Source organism: uncultured Campylobacter sp. (assembly GCF_937921625.1).
In the GTDB taxonomy this organism is placed as follows: Bacteria; Campylobacterota; Campylobacteria; order Campylobacterales; family Campylobacteraceae; genus Campylobacter_B.
The window spans coordinates 1-26,982 of record NZ_CAKZTI010000023.1 but is presented as its reverse complement, the minus strand read 5'-3'; the positions used below and the strand labels follow the sequence as shown (position 1 = coordinate 26,982).

Sequence of the window (26,982 nt, the reverse complement as noted above, 5' to 3'; positions counted from 1 at the left end):
AAGCTTAGCTCGTTGTGGTGAACCTCTTGGGTTCCGCTATCGCCATAGCCTGCATATACATCGCCAAATCCCGTTCCACCTTTGATCGTAGTGTAGTTATCATGGATAGTATTAGGCGTTTCGGTATCTTTGACGTCGGCTCTACCCGAGCTTATGTTTTTGCCGCCTAGATTGCCTGCGCCTTCTTTTACGATTACGGTGTTTCCTTTATTGCCGAATAGCTCAGTAGCGCCCGCAGCTTTATTGCTAGCTTGATTTTTGGTTAGCTCGCTGCTATCGAAATCGGTATCGCCCCAAGCGTTGGTAATGGTACCTTTTTTATAAACAAGCTCTTGATTGCCGTTTTCTCTTCTAAAAGTCTCGCCATCATACTGATAGTGATCTTTGTCTGTAATAGTATAGGCCTGGTTTTTTTGGACGTCTCTATCGTTGAAATTTATAGTGCCGCCGTTAGTCTTTTTAACGAGTGTGTATGTGGTGCCATCTTTGGCATTATTTACATTGACATCAGTACCAGTTAGATCAGTAGTGCCCGAATCCGTAAGTTTGATCGCAGGATTACCTCCATTATAGTTGTTAGGCAGATTGAAATTCATCTTTAGCTTGCCGGGGCCTGATTTCTCGATATTTTTTGCAGTTATATTGCCCGGCACTAGTGGATTGTTGCCGTCTTTGCCTACGTTTATAGTATCATCATCATTGGCTTTTATCGTGCCTATATTATTGCCACTTACTAAATTTATCTTAGCGTTAGGAACGTTATTTGTATCGATATCTAGCCCGCCGAAATTCTGCGGTGCATTTGGATCTTCACCTACGTCGATAGTAGGATCGCCTGCAGGACCGGAGTATTTACCAACCTCGCCGTTATCGAACGCTCCAGTGATAGTGCGGTCTGTTTTCTTTTTACCTTGGATTACGATGGATTTTCCGTCATCATCTTTCATTAGACCCTTTAAATTCATCGAGTAGGTAGTTTTATTTTTGATTGTAAATACATTATCAGTGCGCTTGGTCGTTTGTGTTTCGTCAAAACCGGTAAATCCGTTTTCATTGTGGATCAGATAGCGCTTCTCGCCGTCGCCTATCGCGTAAGTATCTACATTATAATCAGTGCCGCCAAGTTGAAATTTAGCATTATTTATATCGGTTTGAGCTCCACCCGTAATTTGAAGAGCGGCTTTGCTTGCATCGGAATTCGCATTTGATATGTTTTGAAAATTTAAAACATTAAATCTAGCGATATTACCCGCATGATTTGGATTGCTAGCGTTTGAAGCATTTATCAAGGTGTTGCCGTTGCCGCTACCGGTGCCGTATAAGCCGTAAATCGTGCCGGTGACGGTGCTATCTGATAAATGTACCGTATTATTATCACTATTTGCCCCCACAGCCTCCGCGCCGAAAACATCTCCCGTTACGGTGGTATGACCCCATAAATTTACACGGTTACCCGATGCGGAGCCCAACAACATAGCATTGCCGCCTTTGACTTGTTTACCACCCTCTACTTTAGAATTTGACAAGGTTAAAACGTTTCCCGTAGCATTACCTTTTGACGTAGTTCCACCAGAAACGTTGTCGTTAAAGGTTACTCCGGTTGCAGAGAATTCATTGCCGCTGACGCCTTGCTCACCGCGTCCGCCTAGGGCAGGCCCGTTTACCGCACTGCTTACCCCGTCGCCCGTTAGTTGCACGCGGTTATTATTCGCTTGCCCACTACCGCTACCGATATGATTTGTTCCACCGATTACTTGATTAACGGTCTTATTTGTTAAATCCGCTACTACCCAGTTACCCTCGGCTTTGCCTCTTTCACTTCTACCGCCGATGATATCGTGACCTACCGTAGCGCCGTTTTCAATCTTTACTCTGGCGCCCGTAACGTCGCCGTCAACGCTGTTTCCGCCGATGACGTCGCGACCTACTTCACCGCCGTTTAGAGTTACTTTGGTATTTGAAATTTTGCCATTTACGCTGTTTCCGCCGATAGCATCTTGCGCTACTTTGCCTCCGCTCATTTCAACGTAACTACTTTTTATCTCTCCGTTTACGTTGCTGAAACCGTAAGCGCTACCGCCTATCTCGCCGCCGCTTATTTTGACGTAATCATTCGTGCTAGTAGCGACGTGATTGGTACCAGAACCTCCGCCGAAGCCTCCGTGAACGTCACCTATAACCTTTCCGCCACTGATTTCAGAGTAATTGTCGTTAGAAACGGCTGCCATATATGAGCCCGTAGTAGATTGAACCTCTCCGTTTTGTAGCTTTACGTAGTTTTTGCTAGCCGTAGCGTTGCTTCCAATAGTAATGCCATCTCTAGTAGCATTGGCGCCTGTTATATTTTGAAGTTTAGCACCGGCGCTGTTTATGAAGACATAGTTTTCCTCTAATGTACTAGCGAAATTTGGAGATACCGATACTGCGCCATCTATTTCTTGACCGCTGCCTAAGACGATAGCACCCATAATATTTACGCTATTGCCTTTCGCGGAGCCGCCTTCGTGTATGGTAGCACCCTCTATCCTATATTTATCTATTTGTGCTGCGCTTTTTATATTTACCGTATTATTTTCTGCAGAGTGACCATATCTAGCACGACCTCCCGATACTATAGCTTGGAAATTTCCCATGGTACTATTATCGCCGATTATATGGCTATTACCTTCGATATTTACGGTGTTGCCGACGGCATCTCCCGATTGAGGTCTCTTTCCTGCCCAAGTGCCGTTGCCGCCGAGAACGACTCTATTAACGGTTGCATTTATTATGTTTACGGTATTGCCTGTTGCGCCTATGCCTTCACCGCCTATTACGGTGGTAACGGTAGCGCGGTTTTGAACGGTGATCTGATTTCTATCGGCCGATGTCGTAGGTGTAATGTTAGGATGACCCATACCGCCACCGTATATACTGTACCCCGACATATCAATACCTGAAGCATCTCCGGTGATAGTTACTATATGATTTTTGGAGCCACCTCCGTTACCAGCGCCTTCATAACCACCCGAGTAATACCCGCCGCCTGGAGTATGCAAAACACCATCACTGCCGCCGCCGGTTACCGTCGCTTTTGCATTGTCGGCTAAAGCTTGCATCGGCATCAGCGCTAGTGTCGCGGCTATGCTCAGACCTGAGATAATCGGTATCTTAATATCTTTCATAGTTGTAATCCTTCGTAAAAAATAAAAACTATCCATTATACTATAAAAATACCTATTTACAATAAATTTAATACAATTTCTAACGAAAGGTAGCTTAATGCGAAAAAATGGGTATTGCGATGCAACGTTTTCGATAATAAAGTAAAATTTCAGCTTATTTTTGTTATTGAAGCTTAAACGAAAAATTACGATTACAAAATAGCTAAATTTTAAAATTCCGACTTTAAAATTTAGCCAGCGGAATTCCCAAGAAACGACGCTGCGATAAAAGCGCTAGAATAAAGAGGCAGCAGTTTCTGATATCGAGAAATAGGGTAGGACATAGATTTTATAAAATTTGGATTTGTAGAATTTAAAGTGAAGTAATATACAAGAGGAATTAAAATTTGAAGTAATTTCAGGCTAGAAGCACATACTTTTGCGGTATGTCGTTGGCAAAGAGATTAAAATTTAAAAGCAATTTCAGGCGAGGCGATAAAAACGATAAAGTAGCGGCGTGGAGGGTTAAATTTTAAAAATTCCAAGTGAAAACAAAAGCAAAAAAGCAAAATTCTAAAAATTTCAAGCGAAATTTGAGCTTTTAGCGGTATTTTGAAATAGCAGAGGGCTTTCAGAGGCGCTTGAAATAACAGAGAGCTTCCGGCAACTTTTAATGCCTGCCAAAAGCCCATCTTTATAGTTTATTATGTATCTTTTGTGCTCGAAAGCTCGAAATTTCGCTTATCAGAAAGTTCAAAATCCCAAAAACTTCTGCTGGCTTACTCGCAATGTTCCGCTAATGCTTTGTCCTGGGCTCGCCGCGGTTAAATTTTAACGCTTTCGCGTTACTCGCCGCTAAGCTTGGTGGACTAAGCTTAGCGGATTACAAGACCTTGCGGAATTCCGCGTCTGATAACCCAAACTAGGGTTTTCTTGCCCTTGTAATCTTTGATGTATCGATCGAAGTCGTCTGTGCTTTTGACATCGTTTTGACCGACTTGGATGATCACGTCGCCTACCTCAAAGCCGTAATCATCGGCTTTTGAGCCATTTTTGACGCTTAAGACGAGGGCACCCGAGACATCGTCGTCGAGGTTATATTTGCGGCGCAAGCTGTCATTTAACGTCCTTAGCTTTAGCCCCTCTATTGCGCTTTTTGAGTCCTCGCCGGTTGAGCCTAAGGTGGTGGAGTCGGATTTCATCGCGTCTAGCTTGATAGTCGTGCTCTTGCTTTTGCCGTCGCGTTCAAATTCTACATCCACTGAGCTTCCTGGAGCCATTGAGCCGATTAAATTTTTTAGCTCGTTGGCGTTTTTGATAGATTTGCCGTTTATTTTGGTAATCAAATCGCCGCGCTTGATGCCTGCTTTATCGGCAGGCATGTCTTTTTCGACGCTTGAGATTAGTGCGCCCTCTTTGCTTTCATAGAGCTCTTTTTGATCTTTAGACATATCTGAGATCGTAACGCCTATAAAGCCACGCTCGATCTTGCCGTTTGTGATGAGCTTTTCAGCGATCTCTTTTACCATATTTGAAGGGATCGCAAAGCCTACGCCGTTATTTCCGCCGCCGCGACTTAAAATAGCGGAATTTATTCCCAAAAGCGCGCCGCGACTATCCACTAGCGCGCCGCCTGAGTTGCCCGGGTTAATCGAAGCGTCGGTTTGGATGAAATTTTCATATTGATTTAACCCGATATTGTTTTTATTTAGCGCCGAGATTATGCCTTGAGTGATGGTGCCGCCCACGCCGAAAGGATTTCCGATAGCAAAGACGATATCGCCCTCCATAGCCTTGGACGAGTCGGCAAATTTAACCGCAGAGAGATTTTTTTCGTCGATTTTGATGATCGCAAGGTCGGTTTTAGGGTCGGTGCCGATTACCTTGGCTTTATATTCCTTATCGCCTTCTAATAGCGTAACTACGATTTCGTCGGCATTTTCTATTACGTGATTATTTGTGACAATATAGCCGTCTTCAGAGATGATGACACCAGAGCCTAGCGAGCTTCCCTCGCGCTCCTGCTGCTGCGGAATATCAAAATCGAAAAATTGCTTAAAAAACGGATCGTCAAACATCTGCGACATCGGGCTATTGCCTGCTTTGATCTTGGTTTTAGTTGCGATATTGACGACGGATTTTTTTACGTCCGCAAGCGAGCTGTGATACGAAAGCACCACGTCTTGATTAAAGCCCGGATTTACGCGCTCATAATTGCTTGGAGCTTCTTTAATGTCGATACTAGCGCCAAAAAGCGCACCTGCTAAAGCTATCGATATGATGATCGATTTTTTCATTTTTGCTTCCTTTGTGATAATGAAATTTTGGCGGAATTATAAATTTTGTCCGCTAATATATTCTTAACGCAAAATTAAAATTTATAAATAGAATTTAGCAAACTTGATTGACACTCACTAAAGTTTTATGATATAATCTACATAAATTTTAAGATTTTAAGGATTAAAATGGCAAGCACAAGCAGTTTATACGAAACCTTAGGCGTGGATAAATCAGCAAGCGCCGAGGAGATTAAAAAAGCTTACCGCAGGCTAGCTCGTAAGTATCACCCGGATATCAATAAAGAGCCCGGAGCTGAGGATAAATTTAAAGAGATCAACGCCGCGTATGAAATTTTAAGCGACGAGAAGAAGCGGGCGCAGTATGACCGCCATGGCGATGAGATGTTCGGTGGGCAGAATTTCCACGATTTCGCGCAGGGCTCGGCAAACATGGGCGATCTAAACGACATCCTAAACAGCATTTTCGGCGGCTCCTTCGGCGCAAAAAGCGCAGGTTCGCGCGGTGGATTTAGTTTCAGCTCTTTTGGTGGCGGCGAAGGTTTTAGTGGCTTTAGCGGCAGCAGTTTCGGTGGCGGATTTGGCGGCGCGCAGAGCCTAGATACGCACAGCTCGATTGAAATTCCTTTTGAAACCGCGATACAAGGTGGCGAGATGAGCGTGCGCGTAAGCGGCGAGACGGTTAAATTTAAAGTGCCCGCGGGCATCAATGCAGGCGAAAAGCTACGCATCAGAGGTAAAGGACAAAAATCAGGCGCTCAAAGCGGCGATCTAATTTTGGAAATAAAAATCGCGCCAAGCGCCGAGTACAGCCGCGAAGGCGACGATCTTTTCAAAAAGATTGACGTGCCTTTGAAAACGGCGATGTTTGGCGGAAAGGTAGAAATTTCGACGCCAAGCAAAAGCGCAACAATAAAGATCGCAAAAAATACCAAAAACGGGCAGAAATACCGTCTAAAAGGCTACGGCGTGCAAAACCGCAAGAGTAAAATTTTAGGCGATCTATACGCGGTGGTAAACGTCGTCCTTCCCGACGTCGATTCGCTGGATGAGGACGTCAAAGCCGCGCTGCAAAAGCTATAAGGAGGCATCAAAATGCATGATTACGATGAGCCGGTTTATCTCATATCGATAGTTTCGAAGGTCCTAGATATCCATCCGCAGACATTGCGGCAATACGAGCGCGAAGGGCTCGTGAGTCCGGGGCGCACGGAGGGCAAGATGCGCCTGTACTCGGCGCATGATATGGACCGCATACGCATGATTTTAAACCTTACAAAGGAGCTTGGCGTCAATCTTGCGGGCGTGGATGTGATCTTTCGCCTGCAAGAAAGGATTGCCGAGTATGAGCGCGAGATCGAGGAGCTGCGGGCTAGAATTTTAGAGCTTGGCGGAGAGACAGACTAAGGTCTGCGAAATAAAAATTTTAAAGCTCAGCAAAAATCAGATCCTGGTGCTATAAGCTGAGATTTTAATGCTATTAAAAAGCAAGATCGTCTCTCAAGCGTAGATTCAAGCGATAAATTTTGATTTTCAATGCGGATTTGTGGGCGCGTCAAATTTAAAGTTGCGCTAAGCAAACTCGGGCGAATTTTCTTACAATTAAATTTAAAAGTCGCCTTGATATAATTTAGCTTTAAAATTTAAAATTCCAAGCCGCGTTAGACATTAAAATTTTACCGCAAACCTCTAAATTTAGCGATAAAGTGCGACATAATTTCTCTATTTTTAAGCGGGATTTTAGTAAAATCACATTATAAAATTTACCCGTAAATTTATATGAAAAGATAAAATTTCATCGATTATCGCCTCCGGTAAATGGTCGCGGATAATGTAAAATTTGACAATAAATTTAGCGCTAAATTTTATGCATAATCTTACAAAAAAGGGAGCTAATGGAGCTTGTCATAGAGCTATTTCTTGCGATCACCGCGCTTGCGATAGTGCTAAATATCGTCTTTAAAATTTTTGAAATTCCCACTATCATCGGATATATCGTCGCGGGCGTGTGCTTTTCACAGATATATAGCTTAAGCAGTGTCGAAAACGCCCATATGTCCGAGCTGGCGGAATTCGGCATCGTCTTTTTGATGTTTACCATCGGGCTTGAGTTTAGCTTCCATCACCTGATGAGCATGAAAAAGGACGTATTTTTTAACGGCATACTCCAAGTACTCGGCACCGGTATTATTCTAGCGCTCATCATCGATCAAGCTTTCGGCGGAAACATAAAAACCGTGATGATTATCGGGCTTGCGCTCGCGCTTAGCTCTACGGCGATCGTGCTAAAAACGCTCAACGAAACAGGTGAAATCAACCAAAACTACGGGCGCAAGGTACTTGGAATCCTGCTCTTTCAAGACCTCGCCGTCATCCCTATCTTGCTTATGATTGACATATTTGGCTCTACCGACAACACTCCAGTAAATTATCTCATTTTAAAAACCGCCGTAAGCGCCGCCATAGTGGTAGTGATCCTTTTCGTGCTCGGCAAATTCGCCTTCAACCGCTTCCTCTACTACGTCGTAAAGACGAATTCTAAAGAAATTTTCATCGCGACCATCCTTTTTACCGTCGTGGGGGCTAGCTTTTTGGCGCATGTTTTTGGCTTTTCATACACGCTGGGCGCATTCATCGCGGGCATGCTCATCGCAGAAACCGAGTATAAACACGAGATAGAGGCCGATCTGACGCCGTTTCGAGACATACTGCTCGGACTTTTTTTCATCACGATTGGTATGCAGATAAATTTTGAAGTCATCGTCTCGCACTATGGGCTAATCCTGCTCGCTATTATCGTTATAATGGCGCTTAAAACGGTTGTGATTTACGCGATCTTATTTCTCTCGACCGGTAAAAGGATAGCACTAAAAGCGGCGCTGTCGCTATGCCAGATAGGTGAGTTTGCGCTTGCGATCTTTTCGCTACTGATGAGCCGCAATATGCTAAGTAAGGAAAATGGGCAAATTTTAATTACAGTCGTAACCGCGACGATGATTTTAACGCCCTTTATTCTTAAAAATTTAAATAAAATTGCCAATCGCTTTGAATCCAAAGTCGAAAAGCTCGAGGATGAGGAGCATAAAACCCAAATCCCGCCGATGAAAAATCATATCATTGTAGCAGGCTACGGCAGGATAGGGCAAGAAGTGGTGCTGCGCCTTAAAGATCAGGGGCTGCTATATGTAGTCGCCGAGAGCGATTTAGAGCTTGTTGATCTCGGTAAATCGCGTGGAGAGAACATATACTTTGTAAATATAATGCAAAAAACTGCGATCGACGAGCTGCATGCGCGCGATGCGTCGGTCATCATCCTAACGATCGCAAATCAGCAAAAGCTCGACATCGTCGCCAAGATGCTAAACGGCTCTAATTTAAAAGCAAATATCATAGTGATGCATACGGGTGCCGATCCACAAAGCGAGCTGCAGAGCGAATACGGCGAAAATTTTATCTTCGTAAAAAAGGAGAGAGTAGTAGCCAATGCGCTTTTGCAAGAGGCGCTGAAATGTAAGCTAACGCAGTAGTCTTGAGCGTTTAAGATCAAATTTAAACGCATTTGCTATGCCTAAAATCTCCACGCTCTTTATTTTCTTACTTCTATACTCAGCTAATTTAAAGCGTTTTAATGAACGCAGATAAATAAGATATATTTAAATGGCGGGCTTGCAAATTTAAAGACGCAAAATGCTGCTTTGGATTGATTTAAATTCTAAATTTAAGCTGTCCTTCCATAGCTAAAGAATACTTAGACAAGGAGCTGATGAAATATATTTGAGCGATAAAGTTATTTAAAAACTCGTTTAAATTTTACTAATTTCACTCTTTTATCTCTTTATAAACGCTTAAGTTGCGTGCTAGGCAAACAAGGATAGTAATAACGGACACAGGCGTCACTGCTAGAAGATAAAATAAGCCAAAAAATAGCCCTATATCGTTAGATTCACTACCGCCGCCAGCAAGCCATAACGCTATAGCCATAATGGGATAATACAAAACTAATGTCACAATCGCAAAATTTTCTATCGCGAAAATCGTATTGCTTTTTTCGGGATTTTCTACGAAAAGTTTGCTGTATCTGCGTTTTGAAAAGAAAAATATAATCGTGCAAACGGCGCTAATTATAAACGCCCAGTGTAATTCATACGAATTTGGTAAAAATAAAATCAAAAAAACCGTTGTCGCAAAACTCGCGAAAGTAAATCTGATCAAACGGTGAAGTTGATATTTTTGCTTTAAATTTTTTGCAATTCGTGTTAGAGCTTTGCCGTACTCTAGCGCCTCCTCTTTTCTTTGGATAGATTCTGTTTCAAGGCTCGAGTCATTAAATTTTTGATCAAATTTAGCGGCTTCATCTTGGGTAGCTTGCGCCTCGCCGTTTGTTTTGTTAAAATTTTGCTCGCCGGAAATTTTATCAGCGATGACTCCGCCGATTTTTGCTTGCGATTTTGGTGCCGGTAGATACACGGTCTCATCGGCGTCAAATTCCGGATTTGCGTTATATGTTATTATCGCCGCCGGAATAGCGATAAAAATAGCGGGTATAATCTGACGCGTATCCCAGTCTATGTGATATTTTATCTGTAAATAAAATCCGACAAAAGCATAAAGGACGTAAAATATCGCAGCCACATGTATCCATATAAGCATAAAGGCCTTATCTGCATCGCTAAATAAAAGCAGGGCATATTTTTTATACTTCAGCCTGTTTAGACAGACGAGTATATTTATCGCAGATAGCGCGAGCATGCATAAAAACGACATTATGGGCGCATCATGTACAAACGTAAGAAACACGACGATATAAATGAGAAAGGTCAAAAGCGTCCCGAAAAACAGATATCTACAAAAGCGAAATCTATCATAGCTTTTTAAAATTTCTTGCGGAATTTGGCTGATGTCCGCGGGGATTTTGTTTTTTTGCGTTTGCATTTTACCGCCTTTCTCGGTTATTTTAGCTCAAATTTTGCTTTTTTACTCCGTAGCGTTTTAAATTTAATGAAGCGAGTTTTTTGACTTGCTTCTTTTTTAGCGGACAAGCGATCCCGATTTTGCATTAAATTTTTAAAAATGAATACTTACCGACTCCTGCAATTTTATCGATAAAATTTTTAGCAGGCTAAATTTACGCTTCTTTTCTAGCTAAATTTAGCTTCAAAATTTATCCTGCTCCATTCATAAAATAAGGCAACCGAGCTAAAGCTCATTCGTTTTATCCACCCGCACGAATGCCCAGTGCATAAAATCCCGCTTTGGCTCGTATTTGCCGCTGTTAAAATACTCCGCCAGCCGCGCTTCCTCCGTTTCGCTTAGCTCGCCGCCGAGCATCCAGCGCGTCTTTTGCACAAACTCCTCCGCACTTTTCGCTCCGCCGCCGTGACACCAGGCTTTGATATAGCTGAGGCTCGGCAGATAGCCCATTTGAAACAGGATGTTTAAAAGATAGACGAAGTCGGGCTTTTGCTCCACTTCGCGTCCTATCGCATCCAAAATTTCATCATCCACGAAGCTGCCGCCCACCTTAAAAGTGATGTAAAGCGCCTTTTTGGTCTTTGAAAGAAGCTTGTTAAGCGCGGCTTTTAGATCGTCCACCTCAAGGCAGCGCGAGGCAAAAACCACGTCGCACTCAGGCATGTCTGACCAGTCGTCCTCAAAGGCTTTTTGCGCAAATTTAGCGTTTTTTGCGCCGTAAATTTGAGCATTCTCGCGGGCGAATTCCAGCATTTTGAGCGAAAAATCGTAGCCGTAAATTTTATCTACCTTTTCCGCCGCCAGCACGCTTAACGCGCCCGCGCCGCATGCGAAATCAAGTAGCGTGGAGACGCCAGTAAAATCGACCTTGTCTATAAACTCGCGCGCGTAGGCGCTTTTCATCACGCCTTCGTTGAAGCTAGGCGCCTTTTTGTCCCAATGCTCGGCCAGTTTTTTGCCGAATGAGCTTTTTGCTTTTTGCGCCCTATAAAGCGCGTCAAAGTCGATTTCATCGTAGTTTGAAGCTAAAATCATAATTATCCTTTCCTGAATTTATCGGGCAGATCGCACCGTTTTTTCGTTAAATTTTAGCGCAAATTTATACGCCACGCCCAAACCCGCCTGAAATTTCAAACCGCCCGGCGAGAAGTGCTAAGGTAAGCCCACCTCTGCGTATTTTATATGCTCGAAATTCTTTAAATTTTCACCGAACGATCGAAGCTAAATTTTAGAAAGTCCGCTCATAAATCAAAATTTTTAGTTTGTCGTCCGCGCTTGTTCGCTCCGCATTTAAATCGCTGCTTGGATTTATTGTAAAGCCTCCAATCTAGCCGCTATTACCTTTTGCATCGCTTGATTTTTCCTGTTTTTGGCTAAAATTTGCAGCCTCCTTTTGCCGATGCGTTTGTCGGCAGCCTTTAGGATATTTGCAAGCCCCCATTCATCGGCGTCAAAATGCTTTTTAAACAGCTCATCTTTGGGCGTGTCGATATATTCGCGGATAAGCTCGCCGATGTCGCTTATGTCGTTACTATACGGATAAATTTTCGTTAGAGCGCCCTGTGCTAGGTTTTTTACGCTGCCGCTTTTTTGCACGAAATCCTTCGGGTAATCAAAAATAATCTCGCCCGCAAGCGTGATAAAATATCGCGGCAAATCCGTGCTGCCGCGCCTGCTTTGCATCCTATAAACCGTGCAGTGGAGCTTAAAATCAATGCTTTCATCCACGAGCTCGTAAAGCTGTTTTTGAAGCTTGCTCCAGCGTTTCATTTTGCCCCCCTTATTTATTATCGCCTCTTGCGATTTCGCGCGTAGCTTTTGCCGCCCTTTACGATGATCGCGCTTGAAAGCTGCGCGCCTTTTCTACCTTTTTGCAAATTCGCTTCGTAAAATTCTGCCGCGCTAAACGCTCTCCCAAAATCTAGACTCCGTCTTGATTGCGCCTCGGTTTTTATCGCGTAAAATTTGCAAAAATTCTTTAAAGTTTGGCGTAAAAATCGAAGCGGCGGGCACAAATTTATACTCGCTCGCGCCGTCTTGCTCGGGCTTGTTTGCGCCGCCAAGTTCAAGCTCGCTCGCGCCGTCCGCAAAGCGGATCCGCCAAATCCTAGCATGATTTATCCGTATTTTTGTAACTTCAAGCGCTAAAATTTGCTCAAATTTATACCTCGCCGCGAGCTTCTGTCCGTCAAAAACGTAGATGAAATCCTGATCGAACCAAAGGCTCTCGCACGAGATAAAAAACCGCTCCAGCCAGAACAAAAACGGTCGCACGGAAAGCCTTTTTACCGCGTCCGCTTCGCTTATCCCATCTATCGCGGCAAGCCGGCGCGAGCTAAGCTTACGAGGATTGCGCCGAAGGAGCGCCCAAATAATCCCGCCCAGAAGCAAGACGCTAAAAATAACGATTAAAATTTGAATTAAAGCTTCAGCCATTTAAAATTCTAAGTCCTTTTACAAATGCAAATTTCGCCTCCGCATCGCCCCAAAACGAACTCCTGCCAAAATCCGCCTCCGCGCCGTTTGCAAGCTCTTCATAAAGCTTATAAAATCGCCCTTTGTAGGTGCAATCGCTTAGGCAGACGTTGAAAAATGCCTCCGCCGCGTCCCTGCCGCCGAAATAATAGATAAAGTAGATCGGGCGCAGATCGAAAGCGCTTAGATTTTTGTTAAATTTAGCCCCATGCCGCATCATAAACTCCACCGCCTTTTGCTTGTCCTCAAAAAGCTCAAAAATAGGCAGCGCGTAGTCCTTGATAGCCGCGCTAATCTCGCGAACGCCGGGCTCGAAGCTAGCGCCTGCGAGCTGCCAGTCGCGAAACTGTTTGCGCGGCGTGAGATGGCCCAGGTGCGATACAAAAACAAGATCGGTCGAGTAGGACAGCTCCTCTTGCATCAGCTTTTTTAGGCGCTTGCAGTAGATTGCGATCTGCGGCAGGATGCTCACGCTGCCCGAGTAATTGCGCATGCTGGAGCCAAAATAAATTTCAAATAAAATCTCCTTGTCGCTTGTGAGCTTCGTTAGTTTTTGCCCCTTTTGCGTGGGCTTGAAGTACGCAAAATTTGCCGCGATCTCATTGCAGCCATTTAAAAATATCTCGCGCGGAGTCATGATTTTCCTTTAAATTTATCGTTTAAATTTAGACGTTTTACTCGCTAACAATTCAGTTTGCTGCTTACGTTGCCGCCGTCGCGATCCGCAGCTCAGCGTTTTATCGGCGCGCCGTCTTGTCGCCGAGAAGTTATTCTATGCGCGCAATTTTACCCTAGTTCGGCTAAATTTAACGGCGCTACGCGCTCGTAAAATTTATAATCTATCCTCGTATCTTTCGTAGTTTATGCCATAAATTTTATCGATATTTTCGGCATTTATGAGCTGCTTGCTGCGCCCGAAGGCTAAAATTTCGCCGTCTTTTATAAACAGCGTCAAGCTTGAAACGAACTTCGCATGCCGCGGGTAGTGCGTCGTCTGCACGAAGGTGTAGCCTTCGTCGCCTAGCGCCTTTATCATCTCGAGTAGCTTGATCTGATTGCCAAAATCCAGCCCGTTGGTCGGCTCGTCCATAAAGATCACTTTCGCGCCCTGAACCAGCGTGCGCGCGATGTACGCCAGCTGCCGCCGCTTGAAATTTCGCCTTTTAAGATTCTGTCTTTATGCGGATTGCGCTTAGAATTTTATATTCTCACGTCTTTAAAATTTGCGTCGTTGCGAATAAATTTTTATTGAGGTTTAAAATTTGATGCCGTGTTGTTGCGCTGCGTAAAATTTCAATAACGCGCTAAATTTTAAGCGGCGCGTAAAATCAAGCATTGCGCTAAATTTCAAGTTACGCGCCGAATTCGGCTTGCGCGACAAATCAAGCGCGCCGTATAATAAAAGCGGTATAAATTCACTCGCGCGCTAAGGCCCGCCTTTCGGAAGCTTAGGCGTATAAAATTCTACCCAGGCGGATCATGTTCGAGCCGCATTTGATCGCGAGCTCAAAATCATCGCTCATCCCCATCGAGCAGATCCGCGCGCCGTGCGGCACGAGCGCATCAAAGATCTCGCGGCTCACCTCGAAGCTTCGCGCGATCTGCGCGGGCTCGCTCACGTGCGCGCCGATGCTCATCACGCCGATTAAATTTAGATTTTTGCACTCCTGCTTGATGCGCAAAAACTCCTCCACCGCGCGGTTTTTATCGAGCCCCGTTTTGGAGCTCTCGCCCGCGGCGTTGATCTCCAGCAGCGTATCTAGCGGATAATTCAGCCGCTTATTTACGGCAAGCGCGAGCTCGCAACTGTTACAGCTCTGCCACAGCGTCGGGCGCAGAGCGATGAGCTGATTGATCTTGTTGCTTTGTAGCGTGCCGATGAAGTGCCACTTTAGCGACAGTTCACGCAACGCCTCGCTTTTGCGCTTTAGCTCCTGCACTCTGTTTTCGCCGAATGCGATCTGTCCTTGCGAATACAGCTCGCGTACCTCATCCGTGCCTACGTTTTTGCTTACCGCGACTAGCTGCACTTCGCCCGAGCCTGCTTTCGCAGCCTCAATGCGCTTTAAAATTTCATCCAGCCTCATTTGTAAAATCCCAAAATTCTAGCGAAATCATTTAGTACCGTAAATATCATCAGAAGCGCCAAAATCCCCATACCTACGTAGCTAGCACCCACGAATACCCGTTTTGGCACCGGGCGGCGGAAGATGAGCTCAAAGAGATTAAACGCGATGTGTCCGCCGTCGAGCGCGGGGATCGGAAAGAGGTTGATAAGCCCTAAATTTACCGATATTAGCGCCACGAGCGCGAGCAAGACGGCGGCGCCGTAATCGACCGCCTTTGAGGTGATGTCTGTAATAGCGACGATGCCGCCCATCTCCTTGGGCGAAACGACGCCGCTGGCGAGCTTTTCGAGGCCTACCAAGATGAGCTTTGATGCCTCCACCGTCTGATCCCACGCGAAGCTAAGCGAGCTCGCGCCCTTGTGATATAGCGTCACGGTCGCGTTGTAATCAGGCGAAATGCCGATGAGCGGCACTCTGATGCTCTCGCGCCAGATGGTTTTTTTCTCGCCGAGCTTTGGCGTGAGCGTCAGGCTCAGTCGCTCGCCGCCGCGTAAAATTTCTAAGCTTAGAGGTGCTGCGGTTACCTGCTTTGAGATGTCGTCCCACTCGCGGATCTGCTTGCCGTCGATCGATAAAATTTCATCGTTTAGCATTAGCCCTGCGCTTGCTGCGGCGGAATTTGGCGAGATTTTGCCGACCTTCGGCGCTAGCTTTTCGACGCCGATGTAACCCAGCGCGATGTAGATCAAAAACGCAAGCAGCAGGTTAAAAAACGGCCCCGCAAAAAGTATGATTATGCGCGCGATCGGGCCTTTGGAGTTGTAGCTGTCGGGGTCCATGCTTGCTGCGGCGGGATCCAAATCCTCCTGCCCCTTAAGGCTTACGTAGCCCCCCAGAGGGATCGCGCTGATGGCGTACTGCGTCGCGCCGATACGCTTGGTAAAGACCTTCTCGCCGAAGCCCACGCTAAAGACGTTCACCCCCACGCCCAGTACTCGCGCCGCCAAAAAATGCCCCAGCTCGTGGAAAAAGATGAGGAAGCTGATTGCCAGCACCGTGACCATAAAATTTATCGAGTAAAAATAAAAGCCGACCGCTAGGATCGCTAGCGTTAAAATAATGCTTTTCAAATTTCAAACCTTTGTAAAAAATGGGCTAAGCTTACTATTATTTTGCAAATTTTAAGCTTAGATTGCTTTTTGGGCTTAGCCTGCTTTTTTAAACTTGGTTAGTTTTTTGAGCTTAGCCCGCCGCCGTTTCGGGCTATAAATTTAGCTAAATTAAGGGCGCGCAGGCGGATAGAGGACGTGAGGAATTTAAAATTTAAAAACGAAATTTTACCGCGAGATTTTGCGGAGTAGATTATAAAATTTTGCTGCACGGGGCTTTGTGGTTTGAACTGCCGCTATGCTTTGAAATTTCATTATGTCTTAGCAAGTCGTCATACTCTAAAATTTTGTCGCGCTTTGAAATTCCGTTGTGTTTTAAAATACTGCCGCGCCGTCCTGAAATTTTGCGCGGTGAATTTTATGCTTTCAAATTTTATAAGTTTAGCACGCCGCCGTGCGCATACAGACTAAGCATCTATGGAATTTTGTCTAGCAAAATTTGAACGTGAAATTTTAAAATTCCGCGCTACTAAAATAGGTGAAATTTTACGCTGAAATCCTATCGCTAAAACCCACTTAAGTGCGAGTTCTAGCGTCTTGTGATGAGATTTTGTAGCTTCACAATACATTGTTTTAGTTTGATAAAAAATTCTGATTCTTCAAATGAATGTAAGATCAAGCTTAGTTTAAATTTTTTATCTATTAAATTTGGACTAAAGCCCTTTAATCCGCTTTCGCAAGTGGATCTAAACATTTTGCGTATCAGTCGTTTTATTTTGCCTTGCGTCGGCGCGGCGCTGCGATCGCCTAAAATTTCTATTTTCTTTATCTTATAGCTGATTTCATTTATTCCATCTACGGTTTTGTTGGAAATTTGCTTTAGCACTATATTTGCGTGGTATTCGTAATAACCGTGATTGTAATGAGTAAGCGTAAAAAGATCATTACTGCCAGCCGAGCCCACTTTTATAAGAAAAATCTCGTTTAGCTCCTTTGAGATACACCACAGACCATCTATCTCATCTCGGCTTAAGCTAGCTAGACCGTGTTGATTTCTAAATGGATTTATGATTTGCTCTAGGTTATCCTCAAAGCGGTATCCATCAATCAAAAATCTACCTACATAATCAATGTTGTAATCCAGGGCGTCTATTAGCAAAACATTTTCATTTTCGGCGTTAAGGGCGTCTTGTAAAATTTTAAAAATATCGCTTTTGCTGAGCTTGCCGCTACTTCTCGGTTCTAGCGCATAGAGTTTATGGATACGTCGCTTCTGTCCATTTATCATCCTAAAATCGCCGAACCAAGCGCCGTAAGTAATGACTGTATCAAACATTTTGCCTTGATAATACAATCTATATGCGTTAAAATCTAAATTGCAATGATCCCAAAAGCCGCTAAAGCTCCCGTAGTTTATAAGCCAGGCACCAAGCTCTCTATCTATGCGCCAGCTTAATTCTATAGAAATTTCAGGATAACATCTAAAAGGCAATCGCTTTTTAGAAATTTTGTTTCTAATATCTTTTTCTACCTTATTGAGCTTATACTTTCTTGCATTTTCTTCGCCGATTTTTTCTTCAACTACGAAAGCCATATTTAGCCTAAATTCTAACTCTTTTTCGTAGCCTTGGCATACGCCGCGATGTATTCAAAGCCCGAATATAGCGTTAGCGCAACCGCGATCCAAAGTAGGGCGTTTGCATAGGGCCACTGCATCGTTAGCCAGCCGATAGCGATCATCTGAAAGACCGTCTTTACCTTGCCCGCCATCGACGCGGCGACCTCTACGCCGTCGCCCGCCATCGCCACGCGAAGACCAGTGATAAAAAACTCGCGGATTAGGATCAGATAGATCGCCCACGGGCTAGCGCGTCCGATAAACATAAGCCCCAAAAAGCCCGCAAGCGTCAGCATCTTATCGGCGAGCGGATCGATGATGGCGCCTAGTTTGGTCTTCTGATTCCAAGAGCGCGCGATGTATCCGTCGAAAAAGTCCGTGACGGAGGCGATTACGAAGACTAGCGCGGCGAAATAATCGATCCAGCTGACGTGCACCGAGCCCACCATGCCGCCGTTCGCATGACCGGCTAGTAAGATTAGCCAGAAAAACAGCGGCGCCAGCGCAACGCGAAAGCTCGCTAAAATATTGGGTAAATTTAGCATTATTTAAAGGTCGTTCCGCCGTCGACGATGAAGGTGTGCCCCGTCACCCAGCTAGCCTTGCTCGAGCATAGAAATAAACATGCTCCCGCCAAATCCTCCGGCTGCCCCATGCGTCCTAGCGGGCTAAGCTCGGCGGTTTTGTCGCGTACCTCTTCGTAGTTGGTAAAGGCTCGCAGCGCGTCCGTCTCGATCGGTCCGCCGCTAACGACGTTTACGCGGATGTTTTTTTCGCCGAGCTCGGTCGCAGCGTAGCGCGCCATCGCTTCGACGGCGGCTTTTGCCGTGCCGTGACCCGCGTAGTTTTCGATATAGACTAAATTTCCAGTGGAGCTAAGCGAGATGATCGAGCCGCCGCCTACCGCTTCCATGCGCTTTGCGGCTTCTTGTGCGCCCACGACGAAGGCGTTTACCGTTGCGGTAAAGATATTATTGATGCCGCGAGGCTTTAGCCTCATAAATTTAGTGTATCCGCCCGCGACCGCACGACCCGAGATGATGGCGTTTGAGATGAAAAAATCCACTCGCGCAAAATCCTCGTCGATCTTGGCAAAGAGCTCCTTGTAGGTCTCTGGCTCTAAGATATTGAGCGCATAAGCGCGCGCCTTGATACCGTAAGCCTTCTCAAGCTCGGCTGCTTGCGAAGTCGCCAGCTCCTCGTTGGAATTATACGTAAAAGCGATATTTGCCCCTGCAGCTGCGAATTCCAAAACTATCGCCCTGCCTATGCCTCTCGTGCCGCCGCTGATAACTAGCGTTTTTCCTTTAAATTCGTTCGTCAATTAAAATCCTTTGATAGTGTATTGTTTCATTACGTTTTCTATTTTTTTGAGGTTTTCCGCGCTCGGCTCGCAAAGCGGCAAGCGGTACTCCAAGCTCGGCGTCAGGCCCGCGATATACATCGCCGCTTTGATCGGGATCGGATTGCTCTCGCAGAATAAAATTTTATTGATCGCGTAAAGATCGTCGTTGATCTGCTTGGCTTTTAAAAACTCATTTTGCAGCGCAAATTTCGTTAGCTTTGCCGTGTAATCGGGCAGTAAATTTGCCGTAACGGAGATCACGCCCTTGCCGCCGTTACTTAGGATCGGATAGTTGATCGCATCCTCGCCGCTAAGCACGCTAAGGCGGGGCTCGTGCGCGAGCAGATCGACGCATTTATCGATGCTGCCGCTGGCTTCTTTGACGCCGTAGATGTTCTCGCAGTCGTTAAAAAGCTTGATGATCGTATTTGCGGCGATGTCGCAGCCGGTGCGACCGGGCACGTTGTAGAGCAGAACCGGTAGATCTACCGAGCTTGCGATCGCCTTGTAGTGCAGATACAGCCCCTTTTGGGTGGGTTTATTGTAGTAGGGCGCTACGGATAAAATTCCGTCCGCGCCGTGAGCCTGCGCAAACTGCGCGAGCCCGATCGCTTCGTGAGTTGCGTTGCTGCCCGCGCCCGCTAGCACCTTGACGTCCGTGCCCTTGCACGCATCTACGGCGATCTCGATACAGACGCGATGCTCGTCGTGCGTCAGCGTCGCGCTCTCGCCCGTGGTACCGACGGGCACGACCGCGCTTATGCCGTTTGCGATCTGTCTTTTGATGAGCTTAGCGTAGGTCTGCTCGTCTAATTTGCCCTCTTTAAAAGGCGTGATCAGCGCCGTCATAGAGCCGATTATGACATTTTTATTCATCGTTTTCCTTTCGTAAGATAATGCTTGTGGAGCTTTTAAGGTTTAGATAGGTTTTCATCGCTTTTTTAACCGCGCTTTTATCTAGGTTTTTGATCTCGCGCTCCAGCCTAAATAGCGCGTCCAGATCGCCGCGGACGATGTAGCTGCCGTACATCTGCGCTACCTTGCTAGCGCTGTCGAGGGAGTAGATCAGATCGCTACTTAGGGTGTTTTTGATCTTTAACATATCGTCGTCGCTTATTTTAGCTTTTTTGGCTTTTTCGATCAGCGCTAAAATTTCACTCCTCAGCGCCTCGCCGCTTACGCCTTGGTTGCAAACGGCAAAGACTATAAATAAATTCTCGTCCTTGGCGCTCATATCGTAGATGTTGATCTGATTGGCGAGCTTTTTCTCATCGACCAGCACGCGCTGCAAAAGCGAGCTCTTGCCGCCGCTAAGATATATATCCATCGCTTTGATCGCCGCGGCGTCAGGGTGGTTAAACGGCGGAATTTTAAAAGCGACTGCAACTATCTGCGCCTCGCTGTTTTTGTAAATAACGCTAAACTTCTCGCCGTCCTGCGCGGGCTCGGTACAGTGAAGGCTCGGAATTTCGCTTTTGTTTTTTACGGGCGCGAAGTGTTTTTTGGCTGCATCAAACGCCGCCTTTTCGCCGATGTCGCCGGTGATCAGCAGCACGGCGTTTTGCGGCTGATAAAATTTAGCGTGAAATTCCTTGATATCTTTGATGCTCCAGTTTTCGATATCCTTGCGAAAGCCGATCGGCGTCCAGTGATACGGGTGGTACAAAAACGCGGCGTTGTAGAGCCTGAAAAATAGGTATCCGAACGGATCGTTATCGGTACGCCACAGCCGCTCTTCGAGCACGACCTTGCGCTCGGGCTGAAATTCTTTGTCTTTGAGGCTCAAGTTTTGCATTATGTCGGCGTAAAGATCCAAGCAGACCTCTAAATTTGAGCTCGCGCACTTGATGAAGTAGTGCGTATAATCAAAGCCCGTGCTTGCGTTATTTACGCCGCCAAATCCCTTTACGATTGCGTCGAACTCGCCCGCCTTGCGATTTTTTGTGGATTTAAAATTTAGATGCTCCAGCATGTGCGCGATGCCGCTTTTGCCCATCACCTCGTCGCGCGAGCCGACGTTGTAAAACACGTCCACGCTGATGACGCCGCTGCCTTTATTCATCGGAATGTGATAAATTTGAAGCCCGTTTTGCAGCGTGATTTTCTTAAATTTCGGAAACATTAATCTTTTTTCGCCTTTCGTTTTTTGCTTGAGTTTTGCTCTGCGTTTTGGGTACCGCTCGCTTCTTTGGCCTCTTTAGCCTCGGCATTTTTAGTTTTTGCGCTGCTTTGCTTTACGTTTTTGCTCTTGGAGCTTTTGCTTTCCGCGCTATTTTTTGGCGCGGTTTTAGTTTTAGAATTTTTACTTTCTATGTCGTTTTTTGACGCGACTTTGGTCGCGGCTTTATTTTTAGATGCGGTTTTTGTTTTGGCGGTTTTGCTTGCCGCGACACTTTGTTTCGCGTTTTTGACCTCTAAATTCTCGCTCTTTGCGTCGCTTTTCGAGATATTTTTTGCTTCGGCGCCATTTTGCTGCGAGGCGCTGTTATCCTGCGCGACGTCCTTCTGCGAGGCGTCATCATACTGCGCAGTATCTTTTTGTGCGGCGTCTTTTTGCGTAGCGTCCTTTGAAATTTTACCGCGTTTGGAGGTTACGCCGCTTTTTGAAATTTGACTTTGTTTTTGATTCGCGCCGCTTTTGGAGGTAGTTTTTGAAATTTTATCCTGCTTCTCATCGGCGCCGCCTTGCTTTGCGCTTTTAGTCTCTAAATTCTTGCTCTTTGCGCTGTTTCGTTTTGTATTTTTAACCTCGGAATTTTCGCTCTCCGCACCGCTTTGCTCGATTGATCTTTGATCCGTCGCGGTATCTGCGCTTACCAAGGCGTTTAAATTTGCCGAAGTGCCGGAATTTTCATCCGCTTTGGAGATTGAGTTTGTTTGAGCGCCCGGAATTTCATCTGTTTGAGCGGCGGAAATTTCACCCATTTGAGTGCTTAAAATTTTGCTTTCGCCGTCGTTTGAAATTTCATCCACATCTCTGCTTTTGGGTGCGCTTGAAATTTTATCCGCCTCTTTGTCTTCGCAAGCGCGCAAATCCGCGCCGTCGCCGCGACTTTCGGCCTGATCGCCTCTGATGCCGTATCCTTCGCCCGCGCGATCTTTTAAATTTACCCCAACCGCCTCGCTTATGTTATTGAAGCCGTCTGCGCGCAAAAGCTCCGCTAGCCCCTCGTTGATCGATTTTGCGACGAACGGGCCTTTGAAGATAAAGGCGGTAAAAATTTGAACCAGGCTCGCGCCCGATTTGATGCGCTCATAGGCCTCCTGCGCGCTGTCTATGCCGCCGCAGCTGATTAGGACCGTGCGGCCGAAGAGCTCGTGAGCGACCTGTGCGAAAAGCTTTCGCGATTTTTCTGTGATCAGCCTACCGCTTATGCCGCCGAAGTCCCTAGCGTTGGGGCTTAGAGAATAATCGACGCTGGTGTTGTTTATGATGATGCCGCTTGCGCCGCTTTGCACCGCGCACTCGCACAGTGCGATCGCCTGATCCGCGCTCATATCGGGCGCCAGCTTTAAGACGAGCGGTCTGTTTGTGATTTTTTTCATCGCTCCGATCAGCTCGCTTATGAAGCTGTTTTCTTGCAAAGCGCGCAGATTTGGAGTGTTCGGCGAGCTTACGTTGATGATGAAAAAATCGCATAGCCCGTTAAATTTACGGCCCAAGGCTTCGTAATCGCTTAGCGCGTCCTCGTTCGAGGTGGCCTTATTTTTGCCGATATTTGCGGCGATCGGGATTTTAAAAGGATAAATTTTTCGCACGCGACGCTCGATAATATCGGCGCCTTCGTTGTTAAAGCCCATCGCGTTTTGAATACTTTTCTCTGCTACGAGGCGAAAAAGTCGCGGCTTTTCGTTGCCGCTTTGAGGTCGCGGAGTAAAGGTGCCAAAATCGATGTGTCCGAAGCCAAGAGCAGCCAGCGGCGCGATCATCGTGGCATTTTTGTCGAAGCCGCCCGCGATACCTACTGGATTATCGAAGCTGAGATTCCATATATTTTGAGTTAAAATTTCATCTTTATAAACGCCGAATTTTGCCAAAGCCTCAAGCCCGCCCGGGGTCGCATAGAGCGCGCGAAGTCCGAATTCTGCGATCTTATGAGCGGTTTCTGGATCAAATAGAAAAAAGATTTTTTTCAAGGTATCATAATTCATAATTTTTCCTCAAATTTTGCGTAATGGTAGCTAAAATTTAATTAAATATAGATAAGAATTTCGCGCTGAATTGCAATTCTCGGCGGTTAAATTTAGTTTTAGAATTACGCGAGAAATGCCGGTAAAATTTCTATGGCTTGCAATGGGCGGTTTAAATTTGCGCAGAAGTCTAAAGATACGCGGCGTAAATTTTATAAATTTAGCCCGCCCGGGTACGTGCCGAAACGCGCGGTGTCTGCAATGCAGCTCGCGGTGCAGGGGTCGTACGCGATTTTATCCTGCGCCGATCTGCGCTCAATCCCGCGCAAGCTAAATTTTAAAATTTAAAGCGTCCTGCTCGCGCCGTTTGAGCTTTAGCGCGCGTCTTTAGCGCCGAAAGCAGCGATCATCGTGCCCAGAGGAATGATCGTAACGCCCAAAATAATCGCCAGCGGGTTTAGTAAAGACAGCTTGGCAAGCAGGTAGATCGCCGCCACGAGCGCCGCGTAGGACAGAATTTTAAACGGAGAGAAAAACGCCCCCGCAAAATTGCTCCGAACCTCGCCTCTTTTACGCTCATCATCCCAATCGTCCGCGCCGTCGAAATCATCCTTTGATCCGTTGCGCGCGGCGCCAATCCCACCCCCAAAATCGCTCGTACCGTCGTCCGGCTCGCCGCTATCTACATCGCCGCCACTATTGCCGTTAACTGTGCCATCGCCATGATTGCTGCGATCTGCATCGTCACTCCAGCCGCCGCTATCTACGCCGCCGCCCAGATCGCTGCTCGCTAAATTTTTCAAGTCGTCGCAGCGCTCGTCTATGCCGCCTTGCGAACTATCGCTAGTTTTCTCGCTTATGCCGCCGTGTAAGTCGCTGCCATTCATATTAAATTTATCGGCGGCGTGCCCTAAAGCGGTCGCGTCGCAAGCGGAGGTTTTGTCGTCGCTCTTCGTAGAATTTACGTTGCACTCGCCAGCGGAAGCTCTGCCGTACTCGGTGCCTGAATTCGAGCCGCGGGTAAAATTTATATCGACGGAGTTTGCGGCACACTCAGCGGCGGTTTCGTCGTGCAGGGCGTAGTTGTCATCGTTTTCGACGCAGCTATCGCCGCTCGTGAAATTTACGGCGCTTTCGGAATTTTGAGTGTTTAAAATTTCGGCGCCTAAATTTAGATCGCTAAAGCTTTCTCTCTTTAAAATTTCGCCGTCGCAAATTTTGCTATATAAAATTTTATCGCCGCCGCCTATGCTGCCTTGGTTTTTGCCGCCGCAGCTTGCGGAATTTATATCGCAGGCGGAAGTTTCGCCGCTTATAAAACCGGCGGAATTTTTAGGGCTTTGCCATAAAATTTCATCGTATTTGCCGGCTCTTAGCTCATCTTCTATTTTGTTTCGGTAAGCGCGAAACGAAAAATATACCGCGCCGAATGCGCCCAAAAATCCCGCTTCCAGGCTAAGAAGCCACGCAAGCGCCCGCACACCGAAAGAGCCCGTGCCGAAAAATCTTGTGCCGCAAAGCGCTAGCCCAAGCAGGGCAAACGCCGCGTTTAGCGCGCAGTATATGAGCAAAAACCGCCTATTCAATCTCGCTCATCCCATTCATCGTCGTCGAAATTTTTCGGATCCGCCTTGTATTTCGGATCGTCCTCAAGCTCCTTTAGGCTCGAATTTAGCGCCTTGCACGCGCGGTAAACGTTCAAAAACGCCGCCGCGATGCCGATAGCGATGCCGAGCCATAATAAAAGCAGCGAGCCCGTGAGGTGTCGCAGCCCAAGCCCGATCGCTACGCCGATGCCGATCGCTACGACGATTGAGATGCCTAGGCTGATGTCGCAGGCGCCCTTTACGATTTTGTTTAAATTTTTCGTTACTCTCATCTAAAATCCGTAAAATTTTAAAATGCAGCCCTTAAAGCGCCGCCATCGCTTCATCCGCGGCGTTTAGCGCAAAGTCGATCTGCGCTTCGTTCATGCTGGAGCAGATAAAGCCCGTCTCAAACTGACTAGGCGCCAAAAATACGCCGCGCTTAATCATCTCGCCGTGAAATTTCGCAAAGCGCGCGGTGTCTGCCCGCAGGGCGCCGTCATAGTCGCGCACCTCTTCGTCTGCGAAAAAGTAGCCGAACATCGAGCCTACGCAGGCGGTTTGCAGCGCGATGCCGCGGCGCTGTGCTATGGCGCAAAGCTCGTCCGTAAGCCTACGCGCCAGCTCGCCGAGCCTTTCGTAAAGGCCGCTGCTAGCGTAAATTTTACTTAGGCTAGCGATGCCCGCAGCCATTGCGACGGGGTTTCCGCTTAGCGTGCCCGCTTGATATACCGCTCCTAGCGGGCTTATCATATCCATGATTTCGCGCTTGCCCGCAAACGCCGCCACGCTCATACCGCCGCCGATGACCTTGCCGAAGGTCACCAGATCGCCGCGGATGCCGTAGATGCCGTAGCTGCCTAGCTCGCTCGCGCGAAAGCCGCTCATTACCTCGTCGATTATCAGCACGATATTTTTCTCGTCGCACAGCGCGCGAAGCTCGGTTAAAAATTCGGGATCCGCCGGCACCAAGCCCATATTCCCCGCGATAGGCTCGATGATGATCGTGCCGATGTCGTTTTGCGCTAGGATGTCTTTAACGCTTTGTATGTCGTTGTATCTGGCTAGGTAGGTATTTTTTGCGACGTCCTGCGGTACGCCCGCGCTGCTTGCGTTACCGAAGGTGCTTGCGCCGCTGCCGGCTTTGACGAGCAGGCTGTCGCTGTGACCGTGGTAGCAGCCCTCAAATTTTAAAATTTTATCCCGTCCGCTAAAGGCGCGCGCAAGACGGATCGCGCTCATCGTGGCTTCCGTGCCGCTGCTGGTAAAGCGGATCTTATCTAGGAAATCGAATTTTTTTAGCACTAGCGAGGCAAGCTGCGTCTCAAGCGGGCTGGATGCGCCGAAGCTTAGTCCCTTTTTGGCGGTTTGCACGACGGCGCGCAGGATGTCTGCGTCGGCGTGACCGAAGATTAGCGGACCCCAGCTCTGCACGAAGTCGAGATATTTTTTGCCCTCGACGTCGTAAATGTACGAGCCCTCGCCGCGATCCACCATAAAAGGCTCGCCGCCTACGTTGCCGAATGCTCGCACCGGCGAATCTACGCCGCCTGGGATAAGTTTTTGTGCTACTAAAAATTCGTCGTGATTATTCATTTTTTCTCCTTCTTTTTGGGTTGATTTATCGATTTTATATATTTGTAGATGATGATGATCTCATTTTGCGTCAGAAAGTAGCTTGGCATCACGTCGCGCGAGCTACTGATCCCGTCGGCGAGCTCCTGAAGCGATAGATTGTTGATCGGCGGCGCATTTAGGGCGCGTTCGTAGTAAGCGCCTGCGGTGCGGTTAAATTCTTTATACGTCGCGATCAGCGAGCCCTCGCCCTTCTCGCCGTGGCACTTGTCGCAGCCGATGCCGCGGGGGTTTTTATACAGCATCGCGCCGTACTCCTCATCGGTGATAAAGCTATCGGCACACAAAATACCCGAAAATAGGGCCAGCGCAGGTAGATTTCGCATTAGATTTTTTGATAAATTTTGCATTAAATTTAAACGGCTCGCTTTGAAAAATTTGGCGCAATGATATAATTTTTGAGCTTAAAAGCAAATACAGCGGCGCGAGAGGAGGAGAGGCTAGAATTTTAAAATTTAAAAGCCTACGCTATATTTTATATGTTATTTTTTAAAATATAAATTCTAATCAACTTTGTGGTAGTGTGACAGAGGAGGCAAGGAAAGTACCTTGCCTCTTAAAATTTAAAACATAATCTCAAATCCTGCATTGATAGCACCGCCT

At 46.7% G+C, this 26,982-nt stretch carries 23 protein-coding genes and 1 pseudogene; 4 read left to right on the top strand and 20 right to left on the bottom strand.

Going from position 1 to position 26,982, the window contains the following annotated elements; genetic code table 11:
* Both Q0101_RS03010 and Q0101_RS03005 read right to left on the bottom strand, forming a co-directional pair.
* Positions 1–3,164: hypothetical protein (locus tag Q0101_RS03010; protein ID WP_297942198.1), on the bottom strand; the 3,164-nt coding region annotated here is incomplete at its 3' end.
* A gap of 854 nt (positions 3,165–4,018) precedes the next feature.
* The gene (locus Q0101_RS03005) at positions 4,019–5,440 is read right to left on the bottom strand and encodes a Do family serine endopeptidase (RefSeq protein ID WP_297942196.1); all 1,422 of its coding nucleotides are present in this window, start codon (positions 5,438–5,440) and stop codon (positions 4,019–4,021) included.
* A gap of 168 nt (positions 5,441–5,608) precedes the next feature.
* On the opposite strand from Q0101_RS03005, the gene Q0101_RS03000 reads away from it, so the two are divergent.
* The 3 genes from Q0101_RS03000 to Q0101_RS02990 all read left to right on the top strand — a co-directional run bounded on the left by Q0101_RS03000 (position 5,609) and on the right by Q0101_RS02990 (position 8,967).
* Positions 5,609–6,523 (top strand): DnaJ C-terminal domain-containing protein, encoded by a 915-nt coding sequence (locus tag Q0101_RS03000; RefSeq protein ID WP_297942194.1) that lies wholly within the window; start codon positions 5,609–5,611, stop codon positions 6,521–6,523.
* Between the two features lie 12 nt (positions 6,524–6,535).
* Positions 6,536–6,847 (top strand): helix-turn-helix transcriptional regulator, encoded by a 312-nt coding sequence (locus Q0101_RS02995; RefSeq protein WP_005870178.1) that lies wholly within the window; start codon positions 6,536–6,538, stop codon positions 6,845–6,847.
* Positions 6,848–7,335: 488 nt separating this feature from the next.
* On the top strand, positions 7,336–8,967 hold the full coding sequence (locus Q0101_RS02990; protein ID WP_297942191.1) for a cation:proton antiporter: 1,632 nt from the start codon (positions 7,336–7,338) through the stop codon (positions 8,965–8,967).
* 292 nt (positions 8,968–9,259) lie between these two features.
* Here Q0101_RS02990 and Q0101_RS02985 read toward each other — a convergent pair whose 3' ends face one another.
* The 8 genes from Q0101_RS02985 to rseP form a co-directional block, all read right to left on the bottom strand.
* Positions 9,260–10,372, bottom strand: a complete 1,113-nt coding sequence (locus Q0101_RS02985) for a hypothetical protein (RefSeq protein WP_297942189.1) — start codon at positions 10,370–10,372, stop codon at positions 9,260–9,262.
* Positions 10,373–10,636: 264 nt separating this feature from the next.
* Positions 10,637–11,446 carry a class I SAM-dependent methyltransferase gene (locus tag Q0101_RS02980; protein ID WP_297942187.1) on the bottom strand — a complete coding sequence of 270 codons (810 nt, stop codon included), beginning with the start codon at positions 11,444–11,446 and terminating at the stop codon, positions 10,637–10,639.
* Between the two features lie 273 nt (positions 11,447–11,719).
* Positions 11,720–12,181: a hypothetical protein gene (locus Q0101_RS02975; protein WP_297942185.1), complete on the bottom strand. Its 462-nt coding sequence runs from the start codon at positions 12,179–12,181 to the stop codon at positions 11,720–11,722.
* 132 nt (positions 12,182–12,313) lie between these two features.
* A complete protein-coding gene (locus tag Q0101_RS02970) occupies positions 12,314–12,847 on the bottom strand; it encodes a hypothetical protein (RefSeq protein ID WP_297942183.1) in 534 nt (177 codons plus the stop codon).
* Positions 12,840–13,523: a hypothetical protein gene (locus Q0101_RS02965; RefSeq protein ID WP_297942181.1), complete on the bottom strand. Its 684-nt coding sequence runs from the start codon at positions 13,521–13,523 to the stop codon at positions 12,840–12,842. Before Q0101_RS02965 ends, Q0101_RS02970 begins: the two co-directional genes overlap by 8 nt.
* 195 nt (positions 13,524–13,718) lie before the next feature.
* A complete protein-coding gene (locus Q0101_RS02960; protein WP_297942179.1) occupies positions 13,719–13,985 on the bottom strand; it encodes an ABC transporter ATP-binding protein in 267 nt (88 codons plus the stop codon).
* A 349-nt stretch (positions 13,986–14,334) separates the two neighbouring features.
* Positions 14,335–14,973, bottom strand: coding sequence for a YggS family pyridoxal phosphate-dependent enzyme (locus Q0101_RS02955; RefSeq protein WP_297942177.1), 639 nt, complete (start codon positions 14,971–14,973; stop codon positions 14,335–14,337).
* Positions 14,970–16,085 carry an RIP metalloprotease RseP gene (gene rseP / locus Q0101_RS02950; RefSeq protein WP_297942174.1) on the bottom strand — a complete coding sequence of 372 codons (1,116 nt, stop codon included), beginning with the start codon at positions 16,083–16,085 and terminating at the stop codon, positions 14,970–14,972. Before rseP ends, Q0101_RS02955 begins: the two co-directional genes overlap by 4 nt.
* Positions 16,086–16,342: 257 nt before the next feature.
* Between rseP and Q0101_RS02945 the strand changes: the two genes are divergently transcribed.
* Complete coding sequence (locus Q0101_RS02945) at positions 16,343–16,567, top strand: hypothetical protein (protein WP_297942172.1); 225 nt, start codon at positions 16,343–16,345, stop codon at positions 16,565–16,567.
* Between the two features lie 86 nt (positions 16,568–16,653).
* Here Q0101_RS02945 and Q0101_RS02940 read toward each other — a convergent pair whose 3' ends face one another.
* The 10 genes and pseudogenes from Q0101_RS02940 to Q0101_RS02895 all read right to left on the bottom strand — a co-directional run bounded on the left by Q0101_RS02940 (position 16,654) and on the right by Q0101_RS02895 (position 26,705).
* The gene (locus tag Q0101_RS02940) at positions 16,654–17,658 is read right to left on the bottom strand and encodes a hypothetical protein (protein ID WP_297942170.1); all 1,005 of its coding nucleotides are present in this window, start codon (positions 17,656–17,658) and stop codon (positions 16,654–16,656) included.
* Positions 17,659–17,672: 14 nt separating this feature from the next.
* Positions 17,673–18,230, bottom strand: coding sequence for a CDP-diacylglycerol--glycerol-3-phosphate 3-phosphatidyltransferase (gene pgsA, locus Q0101_RS02935; protein ID WP_297942200.1), 558 nt, complete (start codon positions 18,228–18,230; stop codon positions 17,673–17,675).
* Complete coding sequence (locus tag Q0101_RS02930; RefSeq protein WP_297942168.1) at positions 18,227–19,006, bottom strand: enoyl-ACP reductase; 780 nt, start codon at positions 19,004–19,006, stop codon at positions 18,227–18,229. Before Q0101_RS02930 ends, pgsA begins: the two co-directional genes overlap by 4 nt.
* Positions 19,007–19,903 (bottom strand): 4-hydroxy-tetrahydrodipicolinate synthase, encoded by an 897-nt coding sequence (gene dapA / locus Q0101_RS02925; protein ID WP_297942166.1) that lies wholly within the window; start codon positions 19,901–19,903, stop codon positions 19,007–19,009. It abuts the gene before it with no gap.
* Positions 19,896–21,149, bottom strand: a complete 1,254-nt coding sequence (locus Q0101_RS02920) for a pitrilysin family protein (protein WP_297942164.1) — start codon at positions 21,147–21,149, stop codon at positions 19,896–19,898. Before Q0101_RS02920 ends, dapA begins: the two co-directional genes overlap by 8 nt.
* 977 nt (positions 21,150–22,126) lie before the next feature.
* A pseudogene (locus Q0101_RS02915) lies at positions 22,127–23,179 on the bottom strand (quinone-dependent dihydroorotate dehydrogenase); the annotation flags it as partial.
* Positions 23,180–23,532: 353 nt separating this feature from the next.
* Complete coding sequence (locus Q0101_RS02910) at positions 23,533–24,729, bottom strand: hypothetical protein (RefSeq protein ID WP_297942162.1); 1,197 nt, start codon at positions 24,727–24,729, stop codon at positions 23,533–23,535.
* Positions 24,730–24,740: 11 nt separating this feature from the next.
* Positions 24,741–25,037: an AtpZ/AtpI family protein gene (locus tag Q0101_RS02905; protein WP_297942160.1), complete on the bottom strand. Its 297-nt coding sequence runs from the start codon at positions 25,035–25,037 to the stop codon at positions 24,741–24,743.
* Between the two features lie 31 nt (positions 25,038–25,068).
* On the bottom strand, positions 25,069–26,340 hold the full coding sequence (gene hemL, locus Q0101_RS02900; protein ID WP_297942158.1) for a glutamate-1-semialdehyde 2,1-aminomutase: 1,272 nt from the start codon (positions 26,338–26,340) through the stop codon (positions 25,069–25,071).
* Positions 26,337–26,705, bottom strand: coding sequence for a cytochrome C oxidase subunit III (locus Q0101_RS02895; protein WP_297942155.1), 369 nt, complete (start codon positions 26,703–26,705; stop codon positions 26,337–26,339). Before Q0101_RS02895 ends, hemL begins: the two co-directional genes overlap by 4 nt.
* Between the last annotated feature and the right edge of the window lie 277 nt (positions 26,706–26,982).

Excerpts from the sequence above, each read along its gene's own strand:
- Q0101_RS02895 (WP_297942155.1), bottom strand. The coding sequence starts at position 26,705 with ATGCGAAATCTACCTGCGCTGGCCCTATTTTCGGGTATTTTGTGTGCC.
- Q0101_RS02980 (WP_297942187.1), bottom strand. The coding sequence starts at position 11,446 with ATGATTTTAGCTTCAAACTACGATGAAATCGACTTTGACGCGCTTTAT.
- hemL (WP_297942158.1), bottom strand. The coding sequence starts at position 26,340 with ATGAATAATCACGACGAATTTTTAGTAGCACAAAAACTTATCCCAGGC.
- Q0101_RS02905 (WP_297942160.1), bottom strand. The coding sequence starts at position 25,037 with ATGAGAGTAACGAAAAATTTAAACAAAATCGTAAAGGGCGCCTGCGAC.
- Q0101_RS02995 (WP_005870178.1), top strand. The coding sequence starts at position 6,536 with ATGCATGATTACGATGAGCCGGTTTATCTCATATCGATAGTTTCGAAG.
- Q0101_RS02920 (WP_297942164.1), bottom strand. The coding sequence starts at position 21,149 with ATGTTTCCGAAATTTAAGAAAATCACGCTGCAAAACGGGCTTCAAATT.
- Q0101_RS03005 (WP_297942196.1), bottom strand. The coding sequence starts at position 5,440 with ATGAAAAAATCGATCATCATATCGATAGCTTTAGCAGGTGCGCTTTTT.
- Q0101_RS02940 (WP_297942170.1), bottom strand. The coding sequence starts at position 17,658 with ATGGCTTTCGTAGTTGAAGAAAAAATCGGCGAAGAAAATGCAAGAAAG.
- Q0101_RS03000 (WP_297942194.1), top strand. The coding sequence starts at position 5,609 with ATGGCAAGCACAAGCAGTTTATACGAAACCTTAGGCGTGGATAAATCA.
- Q0101_RS02955 (WP_297942177.1), bottom strand. The coding sequence starts at position 14,973 with ATGAGGCTGGATGAAATTTTAAAGCGCATTGAGGCTGCGAAAGCAGGC.
- Q0101_RS02975 (WP_297942185.1), bottom strand. The coding sequence starts at position 12,181 with ATGAAACGCTGGAGCAAGCTTCAAAAACAGCTTTACGAGCTCGTGGAT.
- Q0101_RS02990 (WP_297942191.1), top strand. The coding sequence starts at position 7,336 with ATGGAGCTTGTCATAGAGCTATTTCTTGCGATCACCGCGCTTGCGATA.
- Q0101_RS02965 (WP_297942181.1), bottom strand. The coding sequence starts at position 13,523 with ATGACTCCGCGCGAGATATTTTTAAATGGCTGCAATGAGATCGCGGCA.
- Q0101_RS02970 (WP_297942183.1), bottom strand. The coding sequence starts at position 12,847 with ATGGCTGAAGCTTTAATTCAAATTTTAATCGTTATTTTTAGCGTCTTG.
- Q0101_RS02985 (WP_297942189.1), bottom strand. The coding sequence starts at position 10,372 with ATGCAAACGCAAAAAAACAAAATCCCCGCGGACATCAGCCAAATTCCG.
- dapA (WP_297942166.1), bottom strand. The coding sequence starts at position 19,903 with ATGAATAAAAATGTCATAATCGGCTCTATGACGGCGCTGATCACGCCT.